31 protein-coding genes are annotated in these 24,585 nt (G+C 42.9%); 2 read left to right on the top strand and 29 right to left on the bottom strand.

All coding sequences use genetic code 11. The features are described from left to right. Nucleotides 1-38: 38 nt before the first annotated feature. The 5 genes from BU202_RS08410 to tsaB form a co-directional block, all read right to left on the bottom strand. Complete coding sequence (locus BU202_RS08410) at nt 39-368, bottom strand: AzlD domain-containing protein (protein WP_075105340.1); 330 nt, start codon at nt 366-368, stop codon at nt 39-41. Then, nucleotides 361-1,056: an AzlC family ABC transporter permease gene (locus tag BU202_RS08405; RefSeq protein WP_075105339.1), complete on the bottom strand. Its 696-nt coding sequence runs from the start codon at nt 1,054-1,056 to the stop codon at nt 361-363. Before BU202_RS08405 ends, BU202_RS08410 begins: the two co-directional genes overlap by 8 nt. Before the next feature lie 312 nt (nt 1,057-1,368). Further along, nucleotides 1,369-2,382: a tRNA (adenosine(37)-N6)-threonylcarbamoyltransferase complex transferase subunit TsaD gene (gene tsaD / locus BU202_RS08400; protein ID WP_075105338.1), complete on the bottom strand. Its 1,014-nt coding sequence runs from the start codon at nt 2,380-2,382 to the stop codon at nt 1,369-1,371. Beyond that, nucleotides 2,372-2,812: a ribosomal protein S18-alanine N-acetyltransferase gene (rimI, locus tag BU202_RS08395; RefSeq protein ID WP_075105337.1), complete on the bottom strand. Its 441-nt coding sequence runs from the start codon at nt 2,810-2,812 to the stop codon at nt 2,372-2,374. Before rimI ends, tsaD begins: the two co-directional genes overlap by 11 nt. Then, nucleotides 2,809-3,495, bottom strand: a complete 687-nt coding sequence (tsaB, locus tag BU202_RS08390; protein WP_075105336.1) for a tRNA (adenosine(37)-N6)-threonylcarbamoyltransferase complex dimerization subunit type 1 TsaB — start codon at nt 3,493-3,495, stop codon at nt 2,809-2,811. Before tsaB ends, rimI begins: the two co-directional genes overlap by 4 nt. Nucleotides 3,496-3,866: 371 nt before the next feature. On the opposite strand from tsaB, the gene BU202_RS08385 reads away from it, so the two are divergent. Next, nucleotides 3,867-4,097, top strand: coding sequence for a DNA-dependent RNA polymerase subunit epsilon (locus BU202_RS08385; protein ID WP_075105335.1), 231 nt, complete (start codon nt 3,867-3,869; stop codon nt 4,095-4,097). A gap of 3 nt (nt 4,098-4,100) precedes the next feature. Beyond that, the gene (gene rnjA, locus BU202_RS08380; RefSeq protein WP_075105334.1) at nt 4,101-5,777 is read left to right on the top strand and encodes a ribonuclease J1; all 1,677 of its coding nucleotides are present in this window, start codon (nt 4,101-4,103) and stop codon (nt 5,775-5,777) included. Nucleotides 5,778-5,952: 175 nt separating this feature from the next. On the opposite strand, the gene glnA is transcribed toward rnjA, so the two are convergent. From glnA to BU202_RS08260, 24 genes are all read right to left on the bottom strand, one after another. Further along, complete coding sequence (gene glnA, locus BU202_RS08375) at nt 5,953-7,299, bottom strand: type I glutamate--ammonia ligase (RefSeq protein ID WP_075105333.1); 1,347 nt, start codon at nt 7,297-7,299, stop codon at nt 5,953-5,955. A gap of 51 nt (nt 7,300-7,350) precedes the next feature. Further along, the gene (locus BU202_RS08370; RefSeq protein ID WP_075105332.1) at nt 7,351-7,710 is read right to left on the bottom strand and encodes a MerR family transcriptional regulator; all 360 of its coding nucleotides are present in this window, start codon (nt 7,708-7,710) and stop codon (nt 7,351-7,353) included. A gap of 75 nt (nt 7,711-7,785) precedes the next feature. Next, entirely contained in the window at nt 7,786-8,301 is a 516-nt protein-coding gene (locus BU202_RS08365; RefSeq protein ID WP_075105331.1) for an FUSC family protein, read from the bottom strand. 362 nt (nt 8,302-8,663) lie between these two features. After that, on the bottom strand, nt 8,664-9,863 hold the full coding sequence (locus BU202_RS08360; protein ID WP_075105330.1) for a phosphoglycerate kinase: 1,200 nt from the start codon (nt 9,861-9,863) through the stop codon (nt 8,664-8,666). 147 nt (nt 9,864-10,010) lie between these two features. Further along, nucleotides 10,011-11,021: a type I glyceraldehyde-3-phosphate dehydrogenase gene (gap, locus tag BU202_RS08355; protein WP_075105329.1), complete on the bottom strand. Its 1,011-nt coding sequence runs from the start codon at nt 11,019-11,021 to the stop codon at nt 10,011-10,013. A 532-nt stretch (nt 11,022-11,553) separates the two neighbouring features. Then, nucleotides 11,554-11,784, bottom strand: coding sequence for a hypothetical protein (locus BU202_RS08345; protein WP_075105327.1), 231 nt, complete (start codon nt 11,782-11,784; stop codon nt 11,554-11,556). 217 nt (nt 11,785-12,001) lie between these two features. Then, a complete protein-coding gene (locus tag BU202_RS10675; RefSeq protein ID WP_244149040.1) occupies nt 12,002-12,199 on the bottom strand; it encodes a hypothetical protein in 198 nt (65 codons plus the stop codon). Between the two features lie 178 nt (nt 12,200-12,377). Continuing rightward, complete coding sequence (fusA, locus tag BU202_RS08335; RefSeq protein WP_075105326.1) at nt 12,378-14,459, bottom strand: elongation factor G; 2,082 nt, start codon at nt 14,457-14,459, stop codon at nt 12,378-12,380. Nucleotides 14,460-14,927: 468 nt separating this feature from the next. Continuing rightward, complete coding sequence (rpsG, locus tag BU202_RS08330; RefSeq protein ID WP_067087676.1) at nt 14,928-15,398, bottom strand: 30S ribosomal protein S7; 471 nt, start codon at nt 15,396-15,398, stop codon at nt 14,928-14,930. Nucleotides 15,399-15,416: 18 nt separating this feature from the next. Continuing rightward, complete coding sequence (gene rpsL / locus BU202_RS08325; RefSeq protein WP_018379166.1) at nt 15,417-15,830, bottom strand: 30S ribosomal protein S12; 414 nt, start codon at nt 15,828-15,830, stop codon at nt 15,417-15,419. Nucleotides 15,831-16,030: 200 nt separating this feature from the next. Next, the gene (locus BU202_RS08320) at nt 16,031-17,080 is read right to left on the bottom strand and encodes an LLM class flavin-dependent oxidoreductase (RefSeq protein WP_075105325.1); all 1,050 of its coding nucleotides are present in this window, start codon (nt 17,078-17,080) and stop codon (nt 16,031-16,033) included. A 572-nt stretch (nt 17,081-17,652) separates the two neighbouring features. Beyond that, nucleotides 17,653-19,275, bottom strand: coding sequence for a chaperonin GroEL (gene groL, locus BU202_RS08315; protein ID WP_075105324.1), 1,623 nt, complete (start codon nt 19,273-19,275; stop codon nt 17,653-17,655). Between the two features lie 13 nt (nt 19,276-19,288). Continuing rightward, nucleotides 19,289-19,573, bottom strand: coding sequence for a co-chaperone GroES (groES, locus tag BU202_RS08310; protein WP_075105323.1), 285 nt, complete (start codon nt 19,571-19,573; stop codon nt 19,289-19,291). Between the two features lie 175 nt (nt 19,574-19,748). Beyond that, the gene (locus BU202_RS08305) at nt 19,749-20,135 is read right to left on the bottom strand and encodes a single-stranded DNA-binding protein (protein ID WP_075105322.1); all 387 of its coding nucleotides are present in this window, start codon (nt 20,133-20,135) and stop codon (nt 19,749-19,751) included. A gap of 30 nt (nt 20,136-20,165) precedes the next feature. After that, complete coding sequence (locus BU202_RS08300) at nt 20,166-20,393, bottom strand: hypothetical protein (RefSeq protein ID WP_075105321.1); 228 nt, start codon at nt 20,391-20,393, stop codon at nt 20,166-20,168. 156 nt (nt 20,394-20,549) lie between these two features. Continuing rightward, nucleotides 20,550-21,008 (bottom strand): hypothetical protein, encoded by a 459-nt coding sequence (locus tag BU202_RS08295; RefSeq protein WP_075105320.1) that lies wholly within the window; start codon nt 21,006-21,008, stop codon nt 20,550-20,552. 30 nt (nt 21,009-21,038) lie between these two features. Next, entirely contained in the window at nt 21,039-21,281 is a 243-nt protein-coding gene (locus BU202_RS08290) for a hypothetical protein (protein ID WP_075105319.1), read from the bottom strand. 76 nt (nt 21,282-21,357) lie between these two features. Continuing rightward, nucleotides 21,358-21,558 (bottom strand): DNA-binding protein, encoded by a 201-nt coding sequence (locus tag BU202_RS08285; RefSeq protein ID WP_075105318.1) that lies wholly within the window; start codon nt 21,556-21,558, stop codon nt 21,358-21,360. Between the two features lie 100 nt (nt 21,559-21,658). Then, nucleotides 21,659-22,018 carry an anti-CRISPR protein AcrIIA3 gene (gene acrIIA3 / locus BU202_RS08280; RefSeq protein ID WP_075105317.1) on the bottom strand — a complete coding sequence of 120 codons (360 nt, stop codon included), beginning with the start codon at nt 22,016-22,018 and terminating at the stop codon, nt 21,659-21,661. A gap of 145 nt (nt 22,019-22,163) precedes the next feature. Continuing rightward, nucleotides 22,164-23,525 (bottom strand): peptidoglycan amidohydrolase family protein, encoded by a 1,362-nt coding sequence (locus BU202_RS08275; protein WP_075105316.1) that lies wholly within the window; start codon nt 23,523-23,525, stop codon nt 22,164-22,166. Beyond that, on the bottom strand, nt 23,509-23,631 hold the full coding sequence (locus BU202_RS10700; RefSeq protein ID WP_279626019.1) for a hypothetical protein: 123 nt from the start codon (nt 23,629-23,631) through the stop codon (nt 23,509-23,511). Before BU202_RS10700 ends, BU202_RS08275 begins: the two co-directional genes overlap by 17 nt. A gap of 10 nt (nt 23,632-23,641) precedes the next feature. Then, a complete protein-coding gene (locus BU202_RS08270) occupies nt 23,642-23,848 on the bottom strand; it encodes a phage holin (RefSeq protein ID WP_075105315.1) in 207 nt (68 codons plus the stop codon). A gap of 1 nt (nt 23,849) precedes the next feature. Beyond that, complete coding sequence (locus tag BU202_RS08265; RefSeq protein ID WP_075105314.1) at nt 23,850-24,245, bottom strand: hypothetical protein; 396 nt, start codon at nt 24,243-24,245, stop codon at nt 23,850-23,852. A gap of 8 nt (nt 24,246-24,253) precedes the next feature. After that, nucleotides 24,254-24,568, bottom strand: coding sequence for a hypothetical protein (locus BU202_RS08260; protein WP_075105313.1), 315 nt, complete (start codon nt 24,566-24,568; stop codon nt 24,254-24,256). Nucleotides 24,569-24,585 lie beyond the last annotated feature (17 nt).

Here is a 24,585-nt window from a genome sequence, read left to right as displayed (position 1 = left end):
TAAAAGTTCGAGATGTTTCCCTCGAACTTTTTCGTATGTTAGAACCCTGAAAGGAAGCGTAAACCCGCTGTAACTGCTACCCCAACTACCACAGCAAGCAAGATATTCTTTGTTTTTAAAACGACAAAGAAAGTAGGGAATAAGGCGAGGGTTTCAATCGGCAGAAACCTTGGAAAGTTCCCCACCCGCTCATCAACGACGCTGGATAAGGTCAGCGCAAAGATGATGGAAAGCGGCAGAAAACGTAAGAATTTAAGAGCAAGGGGTGGCAGGGATTTTCCTTTGGTCAAGACGAAGGGCAAGACCCTAGGCACCCAGGTTACGACTAGCGCAATGAGAATAGCCAAGAACACGTACCTATCAATCATCTACCATCACCCCCACAAAACAGCCGACCAAGGTTGCAATAAGAACCGCAATGTAGCTTGATACCACCATTCCTAGCCCCATATAGGCCACAAATACACTCAACAAAATCAAGCCAATCTTCTTCAAAGGCAGTTGCCTAGCCATGGCTTCCAGTTGTCCAGCAAAAATCCCTGCAAACATGGCAACCAAAGCAAAATCAAGCCCCAACTGTTCAGGATTCGGAATCAGACTGCCCACGAGATTTCCCAAAACGGTAAACATCACCCATGAAGCATAACTTGCCAGATTGTTGCCATACATCCAGTCGGGAGACACCTTCGGATGCTCCAAATGCTTGCGCAACAAGACGCCATAGGATTCATCTGTCAAAAAAGACCCGATAAAAAGGTTAGAACCCAAGGAATTCTCCTGAAACATGGTGGCTGTATGCAGGCTCAATAGAAAGTGACGCAGATTAACAAAAAAGATGGTCACCGCAATCGACATCAAAGGCGCACCCGCTAAAATCATGGCACACATGACAAATTGCGCACTTCCTGCATAGACCAACAGGCTCATCAAGCCCATTTCCAAGGGCGAAATGCCTGAATTGACCGAGACAATCCCACAAGCGAGCCCTATACTCGCATAGCCCAAAACCGTTGGAATCGCATCGATCGCTCCTTCTTTCACCAATGATGTTTGCATCGCTTTCTCCTTTCTCAACTCCTGTATCTATTTTTCTAGTATAAGCTAGAAAAGCCCTATCGTCAACCTTTTCAAGATAGTTTCAGAAAATCATGATTTCTATATATAGTCGAATGAACTTTGACCCTTCATTAAGCGATGAAGAAAAGAGCCTGTCGGCTCTCCGATTGAAAAAAAGTATCTGATGAGGCTCGCTCCGCTCGCGAAAATCGAAAAATCGAATGTTGAGTTAGCAGAGCTTTTTAACCTATTTGAATAGAAATTTGGGTTTGTCTACGTTCTGAGAGCCTGTCGGCTCTATAGTCTCTCCAATCAATCCTCCAGCATTTCAAATGCCAGACTCGGTTTGGCGTTTAAGTCTAGGGAGGCCAAATTCTCCTTGTTCCACTCACTCACAGCCGCTAGGGCAATCATGCCCGCATTATCGCCACAGAGGCGTAAAGGCGGAATCAGAACCTCCACATCACTGATTTCTTGCGCCAAGCGCTCACGCAAGCCTTGATTGGCAGCCACACCGCCTGCGACCACCAAGGTCTTAACAGGATATTTTTCAAGGGCCTTTTTGGTTTTGGCGAGTAAAATATCCAAGACACAGGCCTGAAAAGAAGCGGACAGATCCTCATTGGACAGATGTTCTCCTCGCTGCTCGGCATTGTGATAGAGATTGATAAAGGCTGATTTTAAACCTGAGAAAGAAAACTCCAGATTATCCTCTTTCATCATGGCACGCGGAAAATCATAGATATCTTCTCCCTTGTGCGCCAATTCATCAATGACACGACCAGCTGGATAAGGCAGCCCCATGACACGACCGACCTTATCATAGGCCTCTCCCACCGCATCATCTCGTGTTTCTCCGACAATTTTATACTCGCCAGGCGCTGGCACATAGACCAGCTCTGTGTGACCACCAGAGACTAGTAAGGCTAGCAAGGGGTATTCTAATTCCTTGATACTGCGCGCCGCCATCAAATGCCCTGCCATGTGGTTGACAGGAATCAACGGCAAATCATTTGCCCACGCAAAGGCTTTTGCCGCGGATAAGCCGACTAGAAGCGCTCCGACCAAGCCTGGTCCATAAGTCACCGCAACCGCCGTCAAATCCCTAGCCTTTATCCCAGCCTCCTGCAAGGCTTCTTCAATGCAGACCGTTATCACTTCGACATGGTGACGGCTGGCTACTTCAGGAACCACTCCGCCGAAACGCTTGTGGCTCTCTATTTGACTCGCAATCACATTGGACAACAAGTCCGCATCATTTTTTAATACCGCAACCGAGGTCTCATCACAAGAGGTCTCAATCGCAAGGATATATCTATCGTTCATCTTTCTCTCTTTTCATCACAATGGCATCTTCTACCGGACCATGGTAATAGCCCTTGCGTCTGCCAATTTCTTCAAATCCATAGCGCTCATATAAGCCTTTCGCACGCTGATTGGAAGCCCTGACCTCTAAAAATACCGCACCCGCAAAAGACTCAATACAACCTAGCAAGCGCCCCGCAATTCCCTGACCTTGAGCGTCTTTTTTCACGGCAATCTGCAAGATTTCCAACTCATCTGCCAACTGCTGGACAGCTAGAAAGCCAAGAATGTCACCGTCCTGTTTTGCCAAATAATAGACCGTCTCTGGCTGCACCAAGTCTCTTTCCATCTGCTCGACCGTCCAAGGAGAGGTGGTATAGACATCTGCCAAGATTTCATAGAGGGCTGGTGCTAGTTCTTCCTGACCCCGATATTCTTCAACTTCTATCATACGCGCTGGATATAGCTTTCTTTATTTTGTTCCTCGTGCTCTTTGAGCCAATTTTCCTCTGCTTCGACCCGCTTGAGATAGCGCGGTTCAAAAGACATGACCTCGCTTGTTGGAGCAGCTGCTCCGTCCAAGGCGAGTTGATAGGCAGACGGCAAGGTCGCTTGATAGTGAGCTTGCGGCAAGACTTCTTTTATCTGTTCAATAAAAGCCTCTACTTCGCCTACAAAAGTCACATGTTCATAGCCTTTGACCTCTTCTAGCAAGTCTTCAAAAGAAAGATAGGTATCGGTTTTGACCGACTGATCATCTTTATAAAAACCAGCGTAGACATGATTTCTGCGCGCATCAATGACTGGCACGACTAGACCACCCACACCTTTTGGCACCAAGGCCTGCAAGCTCGAAATCCCCACCAAGTCAATCCCCAAGGTATAGGCCAAGGTTTTAGCTGTCGCAACCCCAATCCGCAATCCCGTGTAAGACCCTGGTCCCTGCGCTACTACAATGCGCTCCACATCAGATGGCTGCCAACCTACGGACTGCATCAAAAAGTCGATTGTCGGCATCAAACTGATACTATGATTTTTCTTGACTGCAAGGGTCATTTCTGTCTGCAAACGTCCATCTTCCACCAAGGCCACCGCCAAGGCTTGATTGGACGTATCAAGCGCTAATACTTTCATTCTTTACTCTCTTTACATGATTTTCGTCCCTTCTATTGTAAGCTATCTTGCCCTTTTTTTCAATTCTGGACAATCTCTCTTCTTGAAAACGTTTTGAAAGACCCTTGATTTTTCATTTTCCTGCCAATTCCTTTTACCAAAAGCCTCTTTTATGATATAATAGTAGAAAAATCACAACTAAAAATGACAACTCTAGAAAATTACATACAAATTGACAAGACTATCTTCGTGGTAGCCTAGTCTGTTCGGACGGCATTAAAAACAGCCTACACCTTACAAAAAAACTCGGAGTTTGAGCAGTTCGCTTACACTCTTACTTTTTTATAGTCCGAACCATTTGCCATAGACTTGTCATCAATGAAAGGAACGATATGATTTATAAAGTATTTTACCAAGAAGCAAAAGATTCTACCCCACGCCGCGAGCAAACACGCGCCCTCTATCTTGATATCGACGCACAAACAGAATTAGAAGGCCGTATCATCGCCCGCCAATTGGTGGAAGAGCATACTGCTTACAACATCGAATTTATCGAATTATTGTCTGAAAACCACCTTGAGTATGAAAAAACTCACGCCGATTTTAGTATTACGGAGTTTTAATCCATGTCAGTTCATCTAAAATCTCAAGAAGTTGGCGTATTCGCCATTGGTGGTTTGGGAGAAATCGGTAAAAATACCTACGGAATCGAGTACCAAGACGAGATTATCATCGTTGATGCAGGGATTAAATTCCCAGAAGACGATTTGCTCGGTATCGATTACGTGATTCCCGACTACTCTTACATCGTCGATAACATTGACCGCGTCAAAGGTCTGGTCATCACCCACGGTCACGAAGACCACATCGGAGGTATTCCATTCCTCCTCAAGCAAGCCAATATCCCAATTTATGCTGGACCACTTGCCCTTGCCCTTATTCGTGGGAAACTGGAAGAACATGGCCTCTTGCGTGATGCCACCCTCCACGAAATCAACCACAACACCGAGTTGACCTTTAAACAGCTCAAAGTCAGCTTCTTCCGTACAACCCACTCGATTCCAGAACCGCTTGGCATCGTCATCGATACCCCTCAAGGGAAAATTGTCTGTACCGGAGACTTCAAGTTTGACTTTACACCTGTAGGGGAGCCTGCCGATTTGCACCGCATGGCTGCTCTTGGAGAAGAAGGAGTCCTCTGCTTACTGTCTGACTCGACCAATGCCGAAGTACCAACCTTTACCAATTCAGAAAAAGTGGTCGGCCAATCCATTATGAAATTGATTGAAGGCATTCATGGACGGATTATTTTCGCGTCTTTCGCCTCAAACATCTTCCGTCTGCAACAAGCTGCTGATGCTGCTGTCAAGACAGGTCGTAAGATTGCCGTATTCGGTCGTTCCATGGAAAAAGCCATCGCAAATGGGATTGAACTAGGCTATATCAAGGTTCCGAAAAATACCTTTATCGAGCCAAATGAAATTAAAGAATATCCTGCTAGCGAGATTATGATTCTCTGTACGGGAAGTCAAGGAGAGCCAATGGCGGCCCTTTCTCGCATCGCACACGGCACCCACCGCCAAGTTCAATTACAACCTGGCGACACGGTTATCTTCTCATCTAGCCCTATCCCAGGAAACACAACTGGCGTTAACAAGCTCATTAACATCTTAATCGAAGCTGGTGTAGAGGTTATCCACGGTAAGATTAACAATATCCATACTTCTGGACACGGTGGTCAACAGGAGCAAAAACTCATGCTCCGCCTGATTAAGCCAAAATTCTTCATGCCTGTCCACGGTGAATACCGCATGCAAAAAATCCACGCCCAACTCGCTATGGATACCGGTATTCCTAAAGATAACATTTTCATCATGGAAAATGGAGACGTCCTTGCCCTCACAAAAGATAGCGCCCGTCTGGCAGGTCATTTCAATGCTCAAGATATTTATGTTGACGGAAACCGTATCGGAGAAATTGGAGCTGCTGTCCTCAAAGACCGTAGAGACCTATCCGAAGACGGTGTCGTCCTTGCGGTTGCAACCGTTGATTTCCAATCACAGATGATCCTTGCAGGACCAGATATCCTCAGTCGAGGCTTCATCTATATGCGGGAATCAGGCGACCTCATTCGTGAAAGCCAACGTATCTTGTTCAACGCAATCCGCATTGCGCTCAAAAACAAAGATGCCAATATCCAGTCGGTCAACGGAGCCATCGTCAATGCGCTCCGACCATTCCTATATGAAAAGACAGAGCGTGAACCGATTATCATTCCGATGATTCTCACACCTGATAAATAAGATACGCAAACGTATGGAACAATCCATACGTTTTTAGTGTACTCAAAAAGGATACCTTTTGGCATCCTTCCCTTGATTGTATTTGTCAAAAATCAAACGCTAACCTTGTGAACTCACGGTGATGAACTCTAGTTCTATCTGCGATTTCGTTGCCTCGTTAAATCTTTATAGAGTATTAATACAAGTCTAGGTAGTGTTCAATCTCCCACTGCGAAACGTAAGTCGCATAGCTTGCCCACTCGATTTTCTTAGCCTCGACAAAGTTGGTAAAAATGTGGTCTCCCAAGGCAGCTTTCACAACATCATCTTTTTGCAAGGCCTTAATCGCATTGTGAAGCGTAGATGGTAAATCTACGATACCTGCCCGCTGGCGTTCTGACTCTGTCATAGCATAGATATTGGATTCTACTGGTGCTGGCGCTTCAATTTTATTTTCCACACCGTCAAGACCAGATTCTAATAGCACCGCCATCGCCAAATAAGGATTGGCAGTCGGATCCACCGAACGCAACTCCAAGCGAGTTCCCATGCCACGAGATGCAGGGACGCGAATCAATGGCGAACGATTTTGTCCAGCCCAGGCAATATACACAGGCGCTTCAAAGCCTGGTACCAAACGCTTGTATGAATTTACCGTTGGGTTCATAATCGCAGTATAGCTATAAGCATGCTTCATCAAACCACCCAAGAAGTGATAGGCAGTTTCTGACAGTTGCATACCACGAGGGTCTGCTGGATCATAAAAGGCATTGTTTCCTTGACCGTCAAAGAGCGACATATTGCAGTGCATCCCTGAACCCGCAATCCCAAATTTTGGTTTGGCCATAAAGGTCGCATATAAACCGTGCTTACGAGCAATGGTCTTGACCACTAGTTTAAAAATCTGAATATTGTCACAGGCCTTCAAGACATCAGCGTATTTGAAGTCGATTTCGTGCTGCCCTACCGCCACCTCATGGTGGCTAGCCTCCACTTCAAAGCCCATTTGCGTCAAGACATTGACAATCTCACGGCGGGTATTATCCGCCAAATCCGTTGGCGCAAGGTCAAAATAACCACCCTTGTCATTGACTTCAAGCGTTGGATTGCCATTTTCATCCATCTTAAAGAGGAAAAATTCTGGCTCTGGCCCCAAGTTAAAGGACGTGAATCCCATTCTTTCCATGTGGCGCAGTGCTTTTTTCAAGTTCCCACGAGGATCTCCTGAAAACGGCTCCCCTTCTGTCGTATAAATGTCGCAAATCAACCCTGCAACACGACCGTTTTCATCCCCCCAAGGGAAAATAGTCCAGGTGTTCAAATCTGGATACAGATACATATCCGATTCATTGATGCGGACAAATCCTTCAATCGAAGAACCATCAAACATGGCCTTATTCGATAGCACCTTATCTACTTGTTCATCAGTGGCTGGAATCTCAACATTTTTCATAATTCCTAAGATATCTGTAAACATCAAGCGAATGAAGGTCACGTTCTTCTCTTGAATATCCCGTTTGATATCCGCTACTGTAATTGACATAAATGGTCTCCTTTAATTCCTCAAATTAAGATTCCTATCCATACTGGACGGCTAACGAAAGATACTGGTAGGGTTAGAAAAGCGCCCTTGGTTGCGGAGTTCATCACGGAGAATACGACGTACATCTTCATCCGTCAAGGTTTCCGGCTCTTTCTGAGGCTTGGCCTGACGATTGGCATACTCTTTCTTAATCGCCGCGATATTGAGCCCCTCATTGAGAAAATCCTTGATTTCCAATAATTGGTCCATATCATTGAGCGAATAGAGTCTACGATTGCCTTCATTGCGGTATGGATGAAGCAAGCCCTGCTCTTCATAATAGCGAATCTGACGAGCGGTTAAATCGGTCAATTTCATCACACTACCAATCGGAAAAACCGCTAAGGATCTACGAAATTCTTTCTCTCTCATGATAAGCTCCTTTCTGCCTACCATTATAGGAGAAATTCGCCCATTCGTCAATATTTTATGTCACATTTTCTAACATCATTCGTTTTGTAATCGCTTTTTTATTTTATCAATATCGGAATTTACTAAAATCGCCACAAAGACACCTACAAATGTCTCAAAGACACGAACAAAGACATACTGAATGGCATTCCCAGATGGAATGGATAAGGTGATAATTAGCAGAGCTGCTACCCCTCCGATAATCCCTGGCTTATTATTCATGGCTACATTTGTCATAATCGTTAACATGACACAAATCGGAACGACAAGCAGCGTGACCAAAGGATGCTCATGGAAGAATTGGTCTAAGATGAAAAAGAGCAGGGCATAGAAGCCGCCGATTGAATTTCCAAGGATACGCGATGCTCCAAAATGAATACTCTTATCAAAATCCTCCCGCAGGCTAAACACAGCTGTCAAGGCCGCAATCTGAGCCCCCTGACGACTAAAAAAGCCAAAGAGCAAAATCACTAAAAAAACAGCCACTCCTGACTTCAAGGTCCGCATGCCTAACTTAAAATCCTTGAGATTAAACCGATATTTTTGAAACATATTTCAACTTCCTCTCCTCATCTAACATCCACTTACCTACTATTATACCACTAATCTTCCAGCCTGCCTCCCTCAAATCGATTTCGATAACACAACATTCTAATGCCCCACTAGGTTCCACTATCCTCATCATCAAAAAAGGGCGGACTAAGCCACCCTTTTGCTATTATTTCGATTTCATTCCTTTTTATGTTTAGCAGAAACGAACGGAGGAATCGATTATTTTTCAGTCAATGCTGCGAGCCCTGGCAATACTTTATACCTTACTAGATTTTCTAGTTCGCTAAGCCTCACAGAAACTCTACGCGATGCACAGAAAAGGTGCCTATCGACACCTTTTCTAGCCTTCAATCATGAGAAGATTATTTTTCAGTCAGAGCTGCGAGCCCTGGCAATACCTTACCTTCTAGGAGTTCCATTGATGCTCCACCACCTGTAGAGATCCATGAGAATTTATCTGCACGGCCAAGGTTGATGGCTGCTGCTGCTGAATCACCACCACCGATGATCGATTTCACTTCTGGTTGTTTCACAATCGCATCCATCACACCGATTGTACCTGCTTGGAAGTCAGGGTTTTCAAAGACACCCATAGGACCGTTCCAAACAACTGTTTTTGCTCCTGTAAGAGCTTCGTCAAATTTCGCAATTGATTTTGGACCGATATCAAGACCAAGGAATCCTGGGTCAACAGCTTCGCCTTCAGTATCTTTTACTTCTGTGTAGTCTGCAAAAGCATTCGCTTCTTTTGAGTCCACTGGCAAGATCAATTTACCATTTGCTTTTTCAAGAAGGGCTTTGGCTACATCGAGTTTGTCTTCTTCCACAAGTGAGTTTCCGATTTCGATGCCTTGTGCTTTGTAGAAAGTGTAAGTCATTCCACCACCGATAAGGACTTTATCCGCTTTTTCAAGAAGGTTTTCGATGACACCAATCTTATCAGAAACTTTTGAACCACCAAGGATTGCAACAAATGGACGAACTGGATTTTCAACTGCTTCTTGGATATAAGCAATCTCATTTTCAAGAAGGAAACCAGCAACAGCTTTTTCAACATTTGCTGAAATTCCTACGTTTGAAGCGTGCGCACGGTGAGCTGTACCAAAGGCATCATTGACAAAGATACCGTCTCCAAGAGATGCCCAGTATTGACCAAGCTCTGCATCGTTTTTAGATTCTTTCTTGCCGTCCACATCTTCAAAACGAGTGTTTTCAACCAAAAGAACTTGTCCGTCTTCAAGCGCATTGATTGCTGCTTCAAGTTCAGCTCCACGAGTTGCCCCTGGAATGAAGACAACATCTTGACCTAATTTTTCTGCCAAGTTAGCAGCAACTGGTGCAAGTGATTTTCCTTCTTTGTCAGCTTCTTCTTTGACACGACCAAGGTGAGAGAAGAGTACCGCACGTCCACCTTGCTCAAGGATGTACTTGATGGTAGGAAGGGCAGCTGAAATACGGTTATCATTGGTAATCACGCCATCTTTCAAAGGAACGTTAAAGTCAACACGAACAAGGACTTTCTTGCCTTTCAAGTCAACGTCTTTTACAGTAAGTTTTGCCATTTTACAAAAACTCCTATTCTTTATTTTATACTCCCTCATTATACCATATTTTGGAAATTATGGGAAAGATTTCACAAAAATTCTCAACAGAACACGAACGTTTCCACACCAAAAAAGAGAAGTCAAACGACCTCTCCTTTTAATGAATTATTTTGCGATTTTTGCAAAGTACTCAAGAGTACGAACAAGTTGTGAAGTGTAAGACATTTCGTTGTCATACCAAGAAACAACTTTCACCAATTGTTTGCCGTCAACGTCAAGAACTTTTGTTTGAGTTGCGTCGAACAATGAACCAAATGAGATACCTACGATGTCTGAAGAAACGATTGCATCTTCAGTGTAGCCGTAAGACTCGTTTGAAGCAGCTTTCATTGCAGCATTTACTTCATCAGCAGTAACGTTCTTATCAAGAACTGCTACCAATTCAGTAACTGATCCAGTTGGAACAGGAACACGTTGTGCAGCTCCGTCCAATTTACCGTTCAATTCTGGAATTACAAGACCGATTGCTTTAGCAGCACCAGTTGAGTTAGGAACGATGTTTGCTGCAGCAGCACGAGCACGACGAAGGTCACCACCACGGTGTGGTCCGTCAAGAACCATTTGGTCACCAGTGTAACCGTGGATAGTTGTCATCAAACCTTCAACGATACCGAAGTTGTCGTGAAGAGCTTTTGCCATTGGAGCCAAACAGTTTGTAGTACATGAAGCACCAGAGATAACTGTTTCAGTACCATCAAGAATATCGTGGTTTGTGTTGAACACGATTGTTTTCACATCGTTTCCACCAGGTGCAGTGATAACAACTTTCTTAGCACCGTTTGCGTGGATGTGTTGTTCAGCTTTTTCTTTAGAAGTGAAGAATCCTGTAGCTTCAAGAACGATTTCTACACCGTCAGCTGCCCAGTCAATGTTTCCTGGTTCGCGTTCTGCAGAAACTTTAACGAATTTACCGTTTACTTCGAATCCACCATCTTTTACTTCAACAGTACCGTCGAAACGACCTTGAGTTGTGTCATATTTCAACAAGTGTGCAAGCATTGCTGGATCTGTAAGGTCGTTGATACGAGTAACTTCAACACCTTCTACATTTTGGATACGACGGAATGCAAGACGTCCGATACGACCGAAACCGTTAATACCAACTTTAACTACCATGAATGATTTCCTCCTTATGAAAATCGAGTTCTTTTATTTTAAAAGGGTATCCTTTTAATCCTTTTGTGAAAATCTTAACTTGCAAATATACAAGTCATCTTTCAACATTTTCATTATATACCTATTTCGCGAAAAATGCAAGGATTTGCTTACCTAGAATCAGAAGAAAAATCCTGATGTCAACGTCTCGCTTGTTCTCGCTCTCCACTTGACAAGATACTCAACCGTCACTCCCTTGCCAGTTGATGAGGCTATCTTTGGCGTTTAGCATATCTTGTGATTAGCTCCTATCAATACCGATAATCTGGATCATAATGAATGAAGACATTCTGTTGACTGTCATGTTCAAACGATAAGCGCCACCTGTTTATCACCCGTAAGGTTTGGTGTTCTGGTATCCAACGTAATATTGCAACCACAGCATAATCTTCCTTATCATTATAAATGATGAACTCCGTTTCATTGTTACCGATAAAGACCGTCAGCGCTGGATGAACATGGATGATATAACCCCTAAAGTGATAGTGATTCACTACTCTACCTCCTCATCGTTATACCAGATATGGACTACTTTGCCACAAATGTCATACACAATGCCCCAGTAAGTGGCGAGTTGAAGATTGCCATCCTGCGACACTGTCACACTGCAACAAATAGACGTATGCTCAGGATAGATAATCAATAACTGATCCTGACCATCATAGACGGGGTGCAAGCGTTGGGAAACATAGATGTCATAGTCTCCTAATTGATACTGTTTCATTCTAACTCCTAATCTTATTGCTGAAAATGCGGTACAGCTTTATGGTCGCAGATAGTAACCATCTTTATTATAAGTCCCTATCCTCCCTCCACTTCTACTGTGTAATTTCCAGTAACTACCTCCGTGCGTCCCACTACCAGAATTGACTGCACGATCTCTGACAATATATGTACCTCCCGGTCCATAGTAGGTACCACTTTTTCCTGAAACTGCCGACCTACCATATTTTATTTGTGTAAGAGGCTAAATTTATATAGGATTGTGGTCCGCCACCGTCACGATTGATATCATGACGTCCTCTCGTTTCAATACGCTGTTCAGCTTGTACAACTGTTAATGCTGGACTTGCTATTGAGAATAGGGGCAGCACAACAACAAAGATACGCGATAATTTTTTCAACATATTCTTTTTCATAAGGAAATACCTCCTTATTTTGATACATTGTATTTTATCAAAATAAGTAAATACTGTCAACAGAATTTTCTGATTTTTCAGATATTTCGGCTATCAAGATTGCTTGAGAATGCATCTACTATTTTATGAATTACTATCCTTTTTAAAGAGAAAAAAGCACCCGAAGGTGCTTTAGCTATTAAGCGTTACCGCCGTTTTTCTTGATAATTTCGTCTTGTACTGACTTCGGTACATCTTCGTAGTGGTCAAATACCATCATGAAGGTACCGCGTCCTTGTGTTGCTGAACGAAGAACAGTTGCGTAACCGAACATTTCAGCAAGTGGTACATAAGCACGAACGATTTGTGTGTTACCACGAGCTTCCATACCGTCTACACGTCCACGACGAGCTGTTACGTGCCCCATAACGTCACCAAGGTTATCTTCTGGTGCAGTAATGGTTACAAGCATCATTGGCTCAAGAATCACTGGTTGTGCAGATTTTGCTGCTTCTTTAAGGGCAAGAGATGCCGCAACTTTAAAGGCAGTTTCAGATGAGTCGACATCGTGGTATGAACCATCATAAAGTTTTGCTTTGACGTCAACGATTGGGTATCCAGCAAGGACACCGTTTGCCATAGACTCAACCAATCCTTTTTCAACCGCTGGGATAAATTCACGTGGAACCACACCACCGACGATTGCATTTTCAAACTCGAATCCTTTTCCTTCTTCATTTGGAGTAAATTCAATCCATACATCACCGAACTGACCTTTACCACCTGATTGACGTTTGAAGAATCCACGAGCTTGAGTTGAAGCACGGAAGGTTTCACGGTAAGATACTTGAGGAGCACCTACGTTTGCTTCAACCTTGAATTCACGACGCATACGGTCAACAAGGACATCCAAGTGAAGCTCACCCATACCGGAGATAACTGTTTCACCAGTTTCAACGTTTGTTTCAACGCGGAATGTTGGATCTTCTTCAGCCAATTTAGAAAGGGCAACACCCATCTTGTCTTGGTCTGCTTTAGATTTTGGCTCAACCATCAATTGGATAACTGGTTCTGGAACATTGATAGACTCAAGGATAACTTTTGCTTTCTCATCCGTCAATGAGTCACCAGTTGTTGTATCTTTCAAACCAACGGCAGCAGCGATATCTCCAGAGTATACTGTTTCGATTTCTTGACGGCTGTTGGCGTGCATTTGAAGAATACGTCCGATACGCTCGCGTTTGCCTTTAGAAGTATTCATCACGTATGAACCTGAGTTAAGGACACCTGAGTACACACGGAAGAAGGTCAAACGACCTACGAATGGGTCTGTCATGATCTTGAAGGCAAGGGCTGCAAATGGCTCTTCATCTGAAGCTGGACGCTCTTCTTCAGCATCTGTATCTGGGTTAATCCCTTTGATTGCTGGAATATCAACTGGGCTTGGAAGGTAGTCGATAACCGCATCAAGCATCAATTGAACACCTTTGTTTTTGAAGGCAGAGCCACACAATACTGGGAAGAATTCAACGTTGATGGTTGCTTTACGGATTGCAGCTTTCAACTCTTCGTTTGTGATTTCTTCACCTTCAAGGTATTTCATCATCAAGTCTTCATCAGTTTCCGCAACTGCTTCTACCAATTTTTCACGGTATTCTTGTGCTTGGTCAAGGTATTCAGCTGGAATATCTTCTTCAAGAATATCTGTACCAAGGTCGTTTGTGTAGATTTCAGCTTTCATCTTGATCAAGTCAATGATTCCACGGAAATCATCTTCTGCACCGATTGGCAATTGGATTGGGTGAGCATTTGCTTGCAAGCGCTCATGAAGTGTGCTTACTGAGTAAAGGAAGTCTGCACCGATTTTGTCCATTTTGTTGGCAAATACGATACGAGGAACCCCGTACTCAGTTGCTTGACGCCAAACTGTTTCTGTCTGTGGCTCAACCCCTGATTGTGAGTCAAGAACAGTTACCGCACCGTCCAATACACGAAGAGAACGTTGTACTTCAATTGTGAAGTCCACGTGTCCTGGTGTGTCGATGATGTTTACGCGGTGGTTGTTCCATTGCGCAGTTGTCGCAGCAGATGTGATGGTGATACCACGTTCTTGCTCTTGCTCCATCCAGTCCATTTGTGAAGCACCTTCGTGTGTTTCACCGATTTTGTGGATTTTACCAGTGTAGTAAAGAATACGCTCAGTTGTTGTTGTTTTACCAGCATCGACGTGGGCCATGATACCGATATTACGAGTTTTTTCTAATGAAAATTCGCGTGCCATTATGTTCTCCTATATTTGTTAAATTTATTTACATCTCATTATAGCATATTTTAGAAAAAAACGGATAGGCAGGACCTACCCGTTATAAGATGTTTTTAGTTTGTAAGCTGGTTAAGAAAGATACTGTTCTCAATGAGATTGAGTGAGGTTAAAAGTTTGGGAAATAGATAATCTTTTTGAACATCTAAGCATTCTACAAAGATTTTCTATTTTGTCCTTGCTCTCTGCGTTTCCGTATCTTAATTGAACTCGGGCTAAACGCTGGGTGAAAAAGATGAAGTTCCTTATGTCCAACAGACATTTCGTCACTTCCCTATTTTCACTGTGCGTTTTTAACGCCCTTAGTATCTTATGTAATCGAGCACGGGTTGTGCACGACCAGTGAAAAAAGATAAATTTACTTATGCGCAAGCGCATATCATAAATTTCCTATTTTTCACTTGTGCCCAAACCCTCTGCATCTTAATTTTACCATCTGAAGTGTGCAAACGCGCGGTTCGCTTCTGCCATACGGTGAGTATCTTCACGTTTCTTAACAGCTGCACCTGTGTTGTTTGCTGCATCCATGATTTCTTTTGCAAGGCGGTCAACCATTGTGTGCTCACCACGGTTACGAGCGATTGTTACCAACCAACGAAGTCCAAGGGTTGTACGACGTTCTGGACGAACTTCAACTGGGACTTGGTAGTTAGAACCACCGACACGGCGTGCACGTACTTCAAGTACAGGCATGATGTTTTCCATTGCTGTTTCAAATACTTCAAGTGCATCGTTTCCAGTAGCTTCTTTGATTTGATCAAAGGCACCGTATACGATAGAAGCCGCTGTACCACGTTTCCCGTCAAGCATAACGCGGTTAATCAAACGTGTTACTAATTTTGAATTGTAAAGCGGATCTGGCAATACTTCGCGCTTAGGCGCTTGGTTTTTACGACTCATTTATCTTTATCCCCTTTCTTACCCTTTTGGACGTTTTGTACCGTATTTAGAACGGCCTTGTTTACGATCAGTTACACCTGCTGTATCAAGCGCACCACGAACGATATGGTAACGTACCCCTGGAAGGTCTTTTACACGTCCACCACGAAGAAGCACCACGCTGTGCTCTTGCAAGTTGTGTCCGATACCTGGGATATAAGCAGTTACTTCGATCAAGTTGCTCAAACGTACACGAGCGAATTTACGAAGGGCAGAGTTAGGTTTTTTAGGTGTCATTGTTCCGACACGAGTTGCAACACCACGTTTTTGTGGTGAAGAAACGTTTGTTTGAACTTTTTTACGGCTGTTGTAACCAACGTTCAAAGCTGGTGATTTAGATTTTTCTACTTTAGACTTACGTGGTTTACGTACCAACTGGTTAATTGTAGGCATCTACATACTCCTGTATCATTTTTTATTTTTGGTTGATAGAGCACTTGGTGACAGCCCCTATCTGTGTGTACTTTGCAACTATTTGTCAGCACGTCTCTGTACACTTTTGAGAGACCAAAAGTAAAAAGTACTGTCTATCATCATACCATAAACGGCACCTTGTGTCAACTATCTTTGCTGAAACTTTTCTTGTTTAACAGCTACTTTCCTTTAGCGGCAAAATAGGCCCGAACCCGTGGTGCAACTTTCTCTCCGTAGAGACGAATGGCTTTCAGCGTATCTTCATGTGGCATAGAGCCTACCGGAAGATGAAGCATGAAACTATCGAGACCTAACTCTTCAATCACCCGAATCATTTTATCCGCTACCGCATCAGGATCTCCGACAAACATTGCCCCGTCGTCACCGATATTTTTTAAGTAAGCATCATAGGTCAATTCTTTCCAGAACGGTCTGTCCTTACTAATCGCATCCACCAACTGCTTGGTCGGATAGAAATAGTCTTTCTCGGCCTGTTCCTTGTCCTCAGCAATCCAGCCCCAAGAATGCGCACCAACGGTCATCTTGGCTTCGTCATGCCCCTTCAAACGTCCTATTTTCCGATACATATCAACTAGACCCTTAAAATAACGAGGATTACCACCAATGATGGCGTAGACAATCGGCAAGCCTAAAGCTGCAATTTTCTGCGTAGATTCAGGACTGCCTCCTGTTGCAATTTTGATGGGAAAATCTTCTTGCACCGCTCTTGGATAAACAGGCCTATTCTCCACACTTTGGGTATGTTGTCCCTGCCAATTCAGATGAATGTTATTTTTGATGGCCAGAAGCATTTCTAACTTTTCATCAAACAAATCTTCGTAGTCCTTCAAATCATAGCCAAATAAAGGAAAGGATTCGATAAAAGAACCACGTCCTGCCATGATTTCTGCTCGGCCATTTGACAAGGCATCAATCGTCGCATATTGTTGATAGACCCGAACAGGGTCGATTGAGGACAAGACCGTCACAGCACTAGACAAACGAATATGCTTGGTGTTAACCGCACCCGCAGCCAGCACAATCTCCGGTGCCGAGACCGCAAAATCCTCCCTGTGGTGTTCACCAATGGCGTACACATCCAGTCCAACTTGATCTGCTAGCTCAATCTCCTCCACCAAGTTCCGAATCCGTTCGGCGTGACTGACTGCCTGTCCTGTCTTTTCAAGCGGAGTTGTCTCTCCAAATGTAGAAATACCTAATTCAACCATCTTGTGTCTCCTTTTCTGTTGTTAAGAAGATTTTATCGCTAATTAGTGAATATTAAAAATAATTTGTTTCTGGTCATCTTTTCGAAATATAGTGGATTGAGAAAGGAACAGGACAAGACAAGGGGCTACAGATAGAACTGACGTTCATCAAAGCGACTGAACGATGCCTAACCTTTATTCAGTTCACTATACCAAGAAGCACTTTAACATATGTAGTCCAATGAATGAACTTTCAGACAAGGAACCGAAAGACGCGGACAGTACTTGATACTCTTCGAAAATCAACAGCAGACCTTGTTGACTTGATTTAATGAACTTCAGTTTTATCTGCATCAGCGTCGCCTAGTCTGCTTTGGATTTTCATTGACTATGAGTACGGCAAGTCGAAAGCGACGATGTATCAAAGTTCATTCAAAAGACTATATAAAAAGAGCTAGGTAAAGTGCGCTTTTAGCAGGTCAAGCGTTGAACATGACATTCAAAAAGACTTAAAACCATTCTTTGTTAAGAGAATGATTTTAAGCCCTTTGCTCGTTCAGAGAATTTTTGCTCGGTCTCTTCTTTTAGCTTTATTACATCATGCCACCCATCATGCTTGGATCCATTGCTGGAGCTGGAGCAGCTGGTTCTGGTTTGTTTGCGACAATGGCTTCTGTTGTCAAGATGAGACTTGCAACGCTGGCTGCGTTTTGTAGGGCAGAGCGGGTGACTTTCACAGGATCAATAATTCCTGCTTCAATCATGTTGACCCACTCGCCTGTTGCAGCGTTAAAGCCTGTTCCAGCTTCTGAATTTTTCAAGCGGTCAATCACGATAGAGCCCTCAAAGCCTGCGTTAAGAGCGATTTGACGAACTGGCTCTTCCAAAGCACGAAGGACAATGTTGCGTCCTGTTGCTTCATCGCCTTCCGCCTCAATGCTTGCAACGGCGTCCATAACATTGACAAAGGCTGTTCCACCACCTGCGACAATACCTTCCTCAACAGCGGCACGAGTGGCATTGAGAGCATCTTCGATGCGGAGCTTCATTTCTTTCAACTCTGTTTCTGTCGCTGCTCCGACCTTAATCACTGCGACACCACCTGACAATTTCGCCAAGCGTTCTTGCAATTTCTCACGATCAAATTCTGATGTTGTTGTTTCAATTTGCGCTTTAATGACACCGATGCGATGAGCAATCGCTGCTACATCACCCGCACCTTCGACAATGACAGTTGTATCCTTATTAACACTAACTTTAGACGCTTGACCAAGTGCTTCAATCGTTGCATCTTTCAATTCAAGACCGAGATCGTCTGTAATCACCGTACCACCTGTCAAGATAGCGATGTCTTCCAGCATCGCTTTACGGCGATCCCCAAATCCTGGTGCTTTGACAGCTACAACGTTGAAAGTTCCACGAATCTTGTTCAAGACAAGGGTTGGAAGTGCTTCACCGTCTACATCATCAGCGATAATCAAGAGCGGACGGTTACTTTGGAGAATGCTTTCTAATAATGGCAAGATTTCTTGGATATTTGAAATCTTTTTATCCGTAATCAAGATGTATGGATTGTCAAGCTCTGCTACCATTTTCTCGTTGTCTGTTACCATGTATTGAGAAAGATAGCCACGGTCAAACTGCATCCCTTCTACGACATCTAACTCAGTCTCCATCCCTTTTGACTCTTCAATTGTAATCACACCATCTTTGCCGACTTTTTCCATGGCTTCACTGATGTATTCACCAACTTTTTCGCTGCGTGAAGATACAGCCGCTACTTGGGCAATAGCTTCTTTATTGGCAACAGGCACAGAATTTGCCTTAAGCGCCTCTACAGCAGCACGAACCGCCGCTTCAATTCCACGACGAATGCCGATTGGATTTGCTCCTGCTGTTACGTTTTTAATTCCTTCACGGACAATAGCTTGAGTCAAAACAGTTGCTGTTGTTGTTCCGTCACCTGCGATGTCATTGGTCTTAGAAGCAACTTCTGACACCAACTTGGCACCCATATTTTCAAAATGGTCTTCCAATTCAATTTCTTTAGCAATCGTCACACCATCATTGGTAATCAAAGGTGATCCAAAAGCTTTTTCAAGCACGACATTACGTCCTTTAGGTCCCAAGGTAACCTTTACTGTATCTGCTAAGATGTCAACTCCTCGCACCATGCTACTACGGGCATCTGATGAAAATTTAATCTCTTTTACCATTTTCTCACTTCCTTTACTCTACAATTGCTAAGATTTCTGATTCACGAACCAGTAATTGTTTTTCGTCACCATCTTTTACTTCAATACCTGCATGGTGTTCAAGTAGAACTTTATCACCAACTTTTACACTAGAAGGCACTAATTCGCCTGTCAATGTGCGGATTCCTTCACCAACAGCAAGCACTTGTGCTGTTTTAGTTGTTTCATGCGCATGTCCAGCAAGAACAAATCCGCCGACTGTCTGTTCTTCTTGTTCTTCTACTTTCACGACCACTCGGTCACTTAATGGCTTTAGCATATTATACCTCCAAAAATACATTCTGTTTTAGCACTCTACATATGCGAGTGCTAATCTCTGTTTTTATTATATCATTTGGTCAAAAATAGTCAAGGGGATTTCCTTACCTTTTCAGAAATCAGACCCGAGACCGATAGGTAAACAAGGAACGGGTATTTTAGCACAATACACCTCTCTAGAACGGTAGCTCTTCTTCATCTTCTAAGGCCAAATCTGCCAAGTTTTCTCCTATGTTATTCTCTCGCATGGCACGTTGGGCACGGCTTTCTAGCAATTGAAAAGACTGACCAAGAACTTCTATCACGTATTGATTTTGACCATTTTTTTCGTATTTCCGCGTACGCAACTCGCCGTCAATGGAAATCAAACTTCCTTTTCCACCATAGGATGCTAAGGTCTCCGCTAATTTTCCCCAAAAGACAGCTGTAATGAAATCAGCTTCACGGTCACCATTTTCAGTTTTAAATCGCCGATTGACGGCTACCGTGATGCGGGTGACATGTTTTCCACTTGTTGTCTGGTTGACTTCCGGTTTGGCCGTCAAACGACCAATTAGAATTATCTTTACTTAATACTGTAATTATCCCTTCTATTAAAAATCGGTTATTATTCTCTGATGTTGTTCGGCCAACACCTCTAAATGTAACATGGATAAACTCAATACATCCGCATACTGACTCTTAAACTCACTAAACTCATAGTAGCCCAATTTGTCGCATGGCAACTCATCTAACCAGCGATAAACAATCTCTAACGCCCCAATGCTAGTGAGCAGGTCAGATGTCAACATTTCATAACTATACAATATATCTTTTTTCATTTTATATCCTCCTACTTCTTTATTCGCAAAAATTTTGTCTATCCCCAATTTTCCCTATTTTTTTCTCGGAACACAAAAGTCCGTTATAACGGCAATTGTCGAAAATGGCTGTTATAACGGCAACAAAAAAAACACCAGTCTTTCGACTGGTGCAAATCAAAATGTATCAAAGTCGTCCGACATCGCAAGCATCACTAAGCGCTCTACCTCCTCGTCCATCGCCGCAGCTATTGCTGCGCGTTCTGCTTCGTCTGTCACTTTAAGTTCATCTGACAGCCCAAAATCAGACGCAAGTCTTTGAGCATCGAAGCGATCCACAAAAGCGCGTTTAAAATCTTCTTCGAAGACTAGGTCAGAGCGTTTTACAGGTTTTCCTAAAGAAAGCATTATTTCGATAGATTTTTCGATAGCCTTATCAGAAAGGTTTCGGCTATCGATTTGACCTCCTACGGCATCTCCATAAACTCCGTAAAAGTGCCCGTTATCATCATCAAGGCCGTAAATATCCATAATGTTGTGTGTCCCTAGATTGCAATACACCTCATTGTTTTCATTTACGATTGCATATCGAACATTGCTATTTTTAATTTCTTCTAATATTTTTTTTGCTTCCATTTTAAGACTTCTTTCGTTTTTCTAACTATGTTAAATCAAACTATTCACAACTTTTTCAAATTCAGGAACAAGGTCCGGCAAAATAGCTTCTTTTAATTTCGGATTGCTATACGCCCAATTCATGATGTTCATCGCAGCTTGTTCTTGCACTTCGTGAATACCCTCGCTATAACCTGCTTCGAGTTCTCGAGTGAATTTGCGGTATTTCATATACATGATAATTACATCCGCAGGAACCACAACCACTTCATCATTAAATTTAATTGTTTTCATTTTGATGTCTCCTTTTTTTGTTTTATTTATCTTACAAGACTATTATATGCCATTTGTCATACAATGTCAAGCGTTTTTACGAACTTTTTGCGATTTTTTCTAATTTCTCTGCATAAGCCGTCAACTTAGCCCCGACAGCTATTGTCAGATTTTCGATTTTCCTTTCTCCACTTTGAAGCCTTGAAATAGTTGATTGTGAAATTTCAGTCTCTTTAGAAATTCGATATTGAGTCTCACTCTCTAATAACTTTTCTATTTTCTCTGTGTCTACTTTCATTTTTGCCTTTCTTTTGATATACTATACATGTGCAGTTATCTTTTCTGCGCATTTATCTTACAATCGAGAGCTGGAATTTTTCTGGCTCTTTTTTATTGTATTATCCAATTTCCATGTGAAGTTTGACAGCTTTGATAGCAGTTGCCCAAACATTCGCGTTCCACATTTCTTTATACATATTTCGAACGTTACGTTCTTTTTCTGCATCAGTCAAGTTTAATGCAACGCCCAACTTTTTCTCGGCCCAGTTCCAAGCCTTCACTTCTTCGTTTTCAGTGTCTGCAATAAATTTAGCTAATTTGCGTTGTTGAGCAGCTTTGATAGCCTCGCGATTCAAGTAGCGTTTATATTGAAACCAAGCGTTTTGCAAACACTCTGAGAATGCAATGTCTTTATTTGCTTTAAAGATTTTCCAAGCGAATTTAAACAACTCTGATTTGTTAGTAACAACGAATTGCATTTTGATGTCTCCTTTTTTTGTTTTATTTATCTTACAAGACTATTATATGCCATTTGTCATACGATGTCAAGCGTTTTTGCAAATATTTTTTAAAATTTTTTAGACAACAAAAAAATCCCCGCTCGATTGAGCGGGGTTGCTTGCTTTATACCGGCTTTTTATTCAACGTATACTTTACACCATTTATAGACACTTCAACGCCATCAAGCGTGACATCTATTTTGTCAGGCTGTAAATTATTTGGGCTGTCAGGTATGAGGTCATACTTAGTCAAACTACCGTTTTCGGATTCGATGGCTTTCAGGCGACTAGAGGCACCTACAATATAATTATCGAATCCACTTGCTGCATAGTCATATTTTGCTCCACCGACTCTAAACATACCCTTGACTGCCTCGCTAAAGGTCTTAGCTCCTGATACCTTATAAGACCCTCCTGCTCGCAAGAGATAGAACCAATCCGTCAAAAAGTCGTCTACAGAGGCATAGTGCATATAGTAGCCACCCTCATTAGATGGACGAGCCAGACCTCGGATGACTGTTATTTCACTTGGTCGAATAATCCGTTCATCATTTGATGTCATAGTCATACCGCCCCAGTTGTTGTCTGTTCGACCAACTGCTGACGTACCCCAAAGGCCTTCAAAATGAAGGATAGTTAGAGCGTAGCTTGGTAAGATGTTGTGCTTTTTGCAGTTGTTTAAAATCTTATCCAGTACCGCTTTTTTTAAGATAGCTCCGTTAAAGGACAAGTCGCCAGCTTCCTTTGTCTGTTTCGGAGCGGGTGACGGTGTAGAACCTTGTAAAATTTCAGTTACACGCCTTTGCACTGCATCATAATCAGAACCGAGGGATTTTTTACGGTCTTCACCGTTGCCATGTTTCCCCTGGATCACTTCTTGAGCCAGTTGCTCAATCGTCTTTTTAGGTGTCGCAGTCTTGCCATTAATAATTGCCATGACAGCCTCATATTGATTGCCAAGAGCCGCTTTACGGACGTCTCCATTTCCGTACTTACCTGCAAGAGTTTCCTGCACAAGGGTATCGAGGCTTTTTCCGCTGGTTGAATTTGTACTGCTACCGCCTAGACGATATACATAACAATGCATCCAGCCGCTAGCTGCTGCTACTGTGTCATAATTATCAACGCTAATCCCTCTTTTGCCCCAATTACAATGGATAATGTTGTCTGCGTCTATAAAGATACCCGTATGGCCTCCAGCACCTGAACTCTGTCCACGTTTGCCCCAAATGAAAATATCACCACGTTGAGAGTTCCAGTCCTGATTTTCCGCAACGAGTTTATACCCATTCTTAATAAGCCAATCATGCTCATATTCAGTGTTAACTGCCCAACCAGCAGAAATAGCCCCTGCCGACATCAAAGCATAGTAGACAGAACTTGAGCAATCATAGCTATTCGGACCATCACGATAGTCCATGGAGTAACTTACTTTGCCCTTTCTAGCCTCAAACCAAGAAATAGCTGTATCAGTATTTATTGCCATCTGATTCCTCCTTATGAAATAATTCTAAAAACGGGCTAAGCAAAAAAGCGACATAGCCCGTTGGCAACAACATCATCATTAACAATAAGCGTTTTATCGCTCTCATGCTCTCTCCCCTACTCTTGATTTTCTTGCTGATAGTTCTTGCTAGAGATACCAAGAACCGTACCTGCGAATGTCGCAAAGAGAGCAATTGTTCCTGTAATAGCTGTTGTGTCAAATTTATACAGCGCACCAAGTCCAGTGATCAACGTGATTCCTGCTGGTACAACAACCGTAACTACTTTTTTCGCGATATCATACTGTTTATTTGTTAATTTCATGTTATTTCTCCTTTATTTCTAGTTCAATGTAACGACTATAGAGCTTGTCAATATAGCCGTTGCCACCGAGCGATTTGTAATTTTGGTACATCCGATTGATAAACTCGAAATCTTTTGGACATGTATAGCCCGCTTTCAGAGCTGTATTGATTTTCTCCTCCAAGCGTCCGTACATCGTGACAAGATGACTTTCGTTGTGATTTGCGATAGTTTGTTTAACATCTGCTAAACTTTGATTATTCGCATCAACACTTGACTTGATGTCTGATAGTTCCGTTTTGATTGTATTGACCTGTTCTTTATTGACGTGCTGGGCTTTTACGCCCAAGTAACCAAAAAACGCAGGCATTCCGTACATGATCAATGGAGGAAAGACTTTCTCAAAATACTCAATCATACGCCCTCCTAATTTTCGATTTCTGTATCATGTTCTTCGTCTTCAATAGTGACGACTGGGCGGTCGCTGAGATAATCTTTCTCCGGGAGCGAAATCTCCTTCTCGCTGACGGAACGTTCGAAAACGCGGTACTTAACATCCAGATTATTTAAAGCTGAATACCAGTTCTTGAATTCTGCGACCTTGACCGCATCTGCTTCCATCAGAAATTCATGCGGACCGCTTTTTGAATCCAAAAAAACCGCGTTTTCTGGATTCGAAAGGGCAACGCAACCAATCTCTGAATCACGTTTAAACTTTTTAATATAATACACACTTCCCATGCACATCTCTCCTCTCA

The organism is Streptococcus cuniculi (assembly GCF_001921845.1).
Classification (GTDB): domain Bacteria; phylum Bacillota; class Bacilli; order Lactobacillales; family Streptococcaceae; genus Streptococcus; species Streptococcus cuniculi.
Note: the sequence above shows the minus strand (reverse complement) of the source record. Positions and strands in the feature narration are given on the sequence as shown.

Excerpts from the sequence above, each read along its gene's own strand:
- BU202_RS08345 (WP_075105327.1), bottom strand. The coding sequence starts at position 11,784 with ATGAAACAGTATCAATTAGGAGACTATGACATCTATGTTTCCCAACGC.
- tsaB (WP_075105336.1), bottom strand. The coding sequence starts at position 3,495 with ATGAAAGTATTAGCGCTTGATACGTCCAATCAAGCCTTGGCGGTGGCC.
- BU202_RS08275 (WP_075105316.1), bottom strand. The coding sequence starts at position 23,525 with ATGGCAATAAATACTGATACAGCTATTTCTTGGTTTGAGGCTAGAAAG.
- BU202_RS08265 (WP_075105314.1), bottom strand. The coding sequence starts at position 24,245 with ATGATTGAGTATTTTGAGAAAGTCTTTCCTCCATTGATCATGTACGGA.
- rnjA (WP_075105334.1), top strand. The coding sequence starts at position 4,101 with ATGTCAGTTCATCTAAAATCTCAAGAAGTTGGCGTATTCGCCATTGGT.
- rpsL (WP_018379166.1), bottom strand. The coding sequence starts at position 15,830 with ATGCCTACAATTAACCAGTTGGTACGTAAACCACGTAAGTCTAAAGTA.
- BU202_RS08295 (WP_075105320.1), bottom strand. The coding sequence starts at position 21,008 with ATGGAAGCAAAAAAAATATTAGAAGAAATTAAAAATAGCAATGTTCGA.
- BU202_RS08405 (WP_075105339.1), bottom strand. The coding sequence starts at position 1,056 with ATGCAAACATCATTGGTGAAAGAAGGAGCGATCGATGCGATTCCAACG.
- rpsG (WP_067087676.1), bottom strand. The coding sequence starts at position 15,398 with ATGAGTCGTAAAAACCAAGCGCCTAAGCGCGAAGTATTGCCAGATCCG.
- BU202_RS10700 (WP_279626019.1), bottom strand. The coding sequence starts at position 23,631 with ATGAGAGCGATAAAACGCTTATTGTTAATGATGATGTTGTTGCCAACG.
- gap (WP_075105329.1), bottom strand. The coding sequence starts at position 11,021 with ATGGTAGTTAAAGTTGGTATTAACGGTTTCGGTCGTATCGGACGTCTT.
- BU202_RS08270 (WP_075105315.1), bottom strand. The coding sequence starts at position 23,848 with ATGAAATTAACAAATAAACAGTATGATATCGCGAAAAAAGTAGTTACG.
- BU202_RS08360 (WP_075105330.1), bottom strand. The coding sequence starts at position 9,863 with ATGGCAAAACTTACTGTAAAAGACGTTGACTTGAAAGGCAAGAAAGTC.
- BU202_RS10675 (WP_244149040.1), bottom strand. The coding sequence starts at position 12,199 with ATGAAAAAGAATATGTTGAAAAAATTATCGCGTATCTTTGTTGTTGTG.
- BU202_RS08385 (WP_075105335.1), top strand. The coding sequence starts at position 3,867 with ATGATTTATAAAGTATTTTACCAAGAAGCAAAAGATTCTACCCCACGC.
- BU202_RS08370 (WP_075105332.1), bottom strand. The coding sequence starts at position 7,710 with ATGAGAGAGAAAGAATTTCGTAGATCCTTAGCGGTTTTTCCGATTGGT.
- fusA (WP_075105326.1), bottom strand. The coding sequence starts at position 14,459 with ATGGCACGCGAATTTTCATTAGAAAAAACTCGTAATATCGGTATCATG.
- BU202_RS08300 (WP_075105321.1), bottom strand. The coding sequence starts at position 20,393 with ATGAAAAAAGATATATTGTATAGTTATGAAATGTTGACATCTGACCTG.
- glnA (WP_075105333.1), bottom strand. The coding sequence starts at position 7,299 with ATGTCAATTACAGTAGCGGATATCAAACGGGATATTCAAGAGAAGAAC.
- BU202_RS08410 (WP_075105340.1), bottom strand. The coding sequence starts at position 368 with ATGATTGATAGGTACGTGTTCTTGGCTATTCTCATTGCGCTAGTCGTA.
- BU202_RS08290 (WP_075105319.1), bottom strand. The coding sequence starts at position 21,281 with ATGAAAACAATTAAATTTAATGATGAAGTGGTTGTGGTTCCTGCGGAT.
- BU202_RS08365 (WP_075105331.1), bottom strand. The coding sequence starts at position 8,301 with ATGTTTCAAAAATATCGGTTTAATCTCAAGGATTTTAAGTTAGGCATG.
- groL (WP_075105324.1), bottom strand. The coding sequence starts at position 19,275 with ATGGTAAAAGAGATTAAATTTTCATCAGATGCCCGTAGTAGCATGGTG.
- acrIIA3 (WP_075105317.1), bottom strand. The coding sequence starts at position 22,018 with ATGCAATTCGTTGTTACTAACAAATCAGAGTTGTTTAAATTCGCTTGG.
- BU202_RS08320 (WP_075105325.1), bottom strand. The coding sequence starts at position 17,080 with ATGGTTGAATTAGGTATTTCTACATTTGGAGAGACAACTCCGCTTGAA.
- BU202_RS08260 (WP_075105313.1), bottom strand. The coding sequence starts at position 24,568 with ATGGGAAGTGTGTATTATATTAAAAAGTTTAAACGTGATTCAGAGATT.
- BU202_RS08285 (WP_075105318.1), bottom strand. The coding sequence starts at position 21,558 with ATGAAAGTAGACACAGAGAAAATAGAAAAGTTATTAGAGAGTGAGACT.
- groES (WP_075105323.1), bottom strand. The coding sequence starts at position 19,573 with ATGCTAAAGCCATTAAGTGACCGAGTGGTCGTGAAAGTAGAAGAACAA.
- rimI (WP_075105337.1), bottom strand. The coding sequence starts at position 2,812 with ATGATAGAAGTTGAAGAATATCGGGGTCAGGAAGAACTAGCACCAGCC.
- tsaD (WP_075105338.1), bottom strand. The coding sequence starts at position 2,382 with ATGAACGATAGATATATCCTTGCGATTGAGACCTCTTGTGATGAGACC.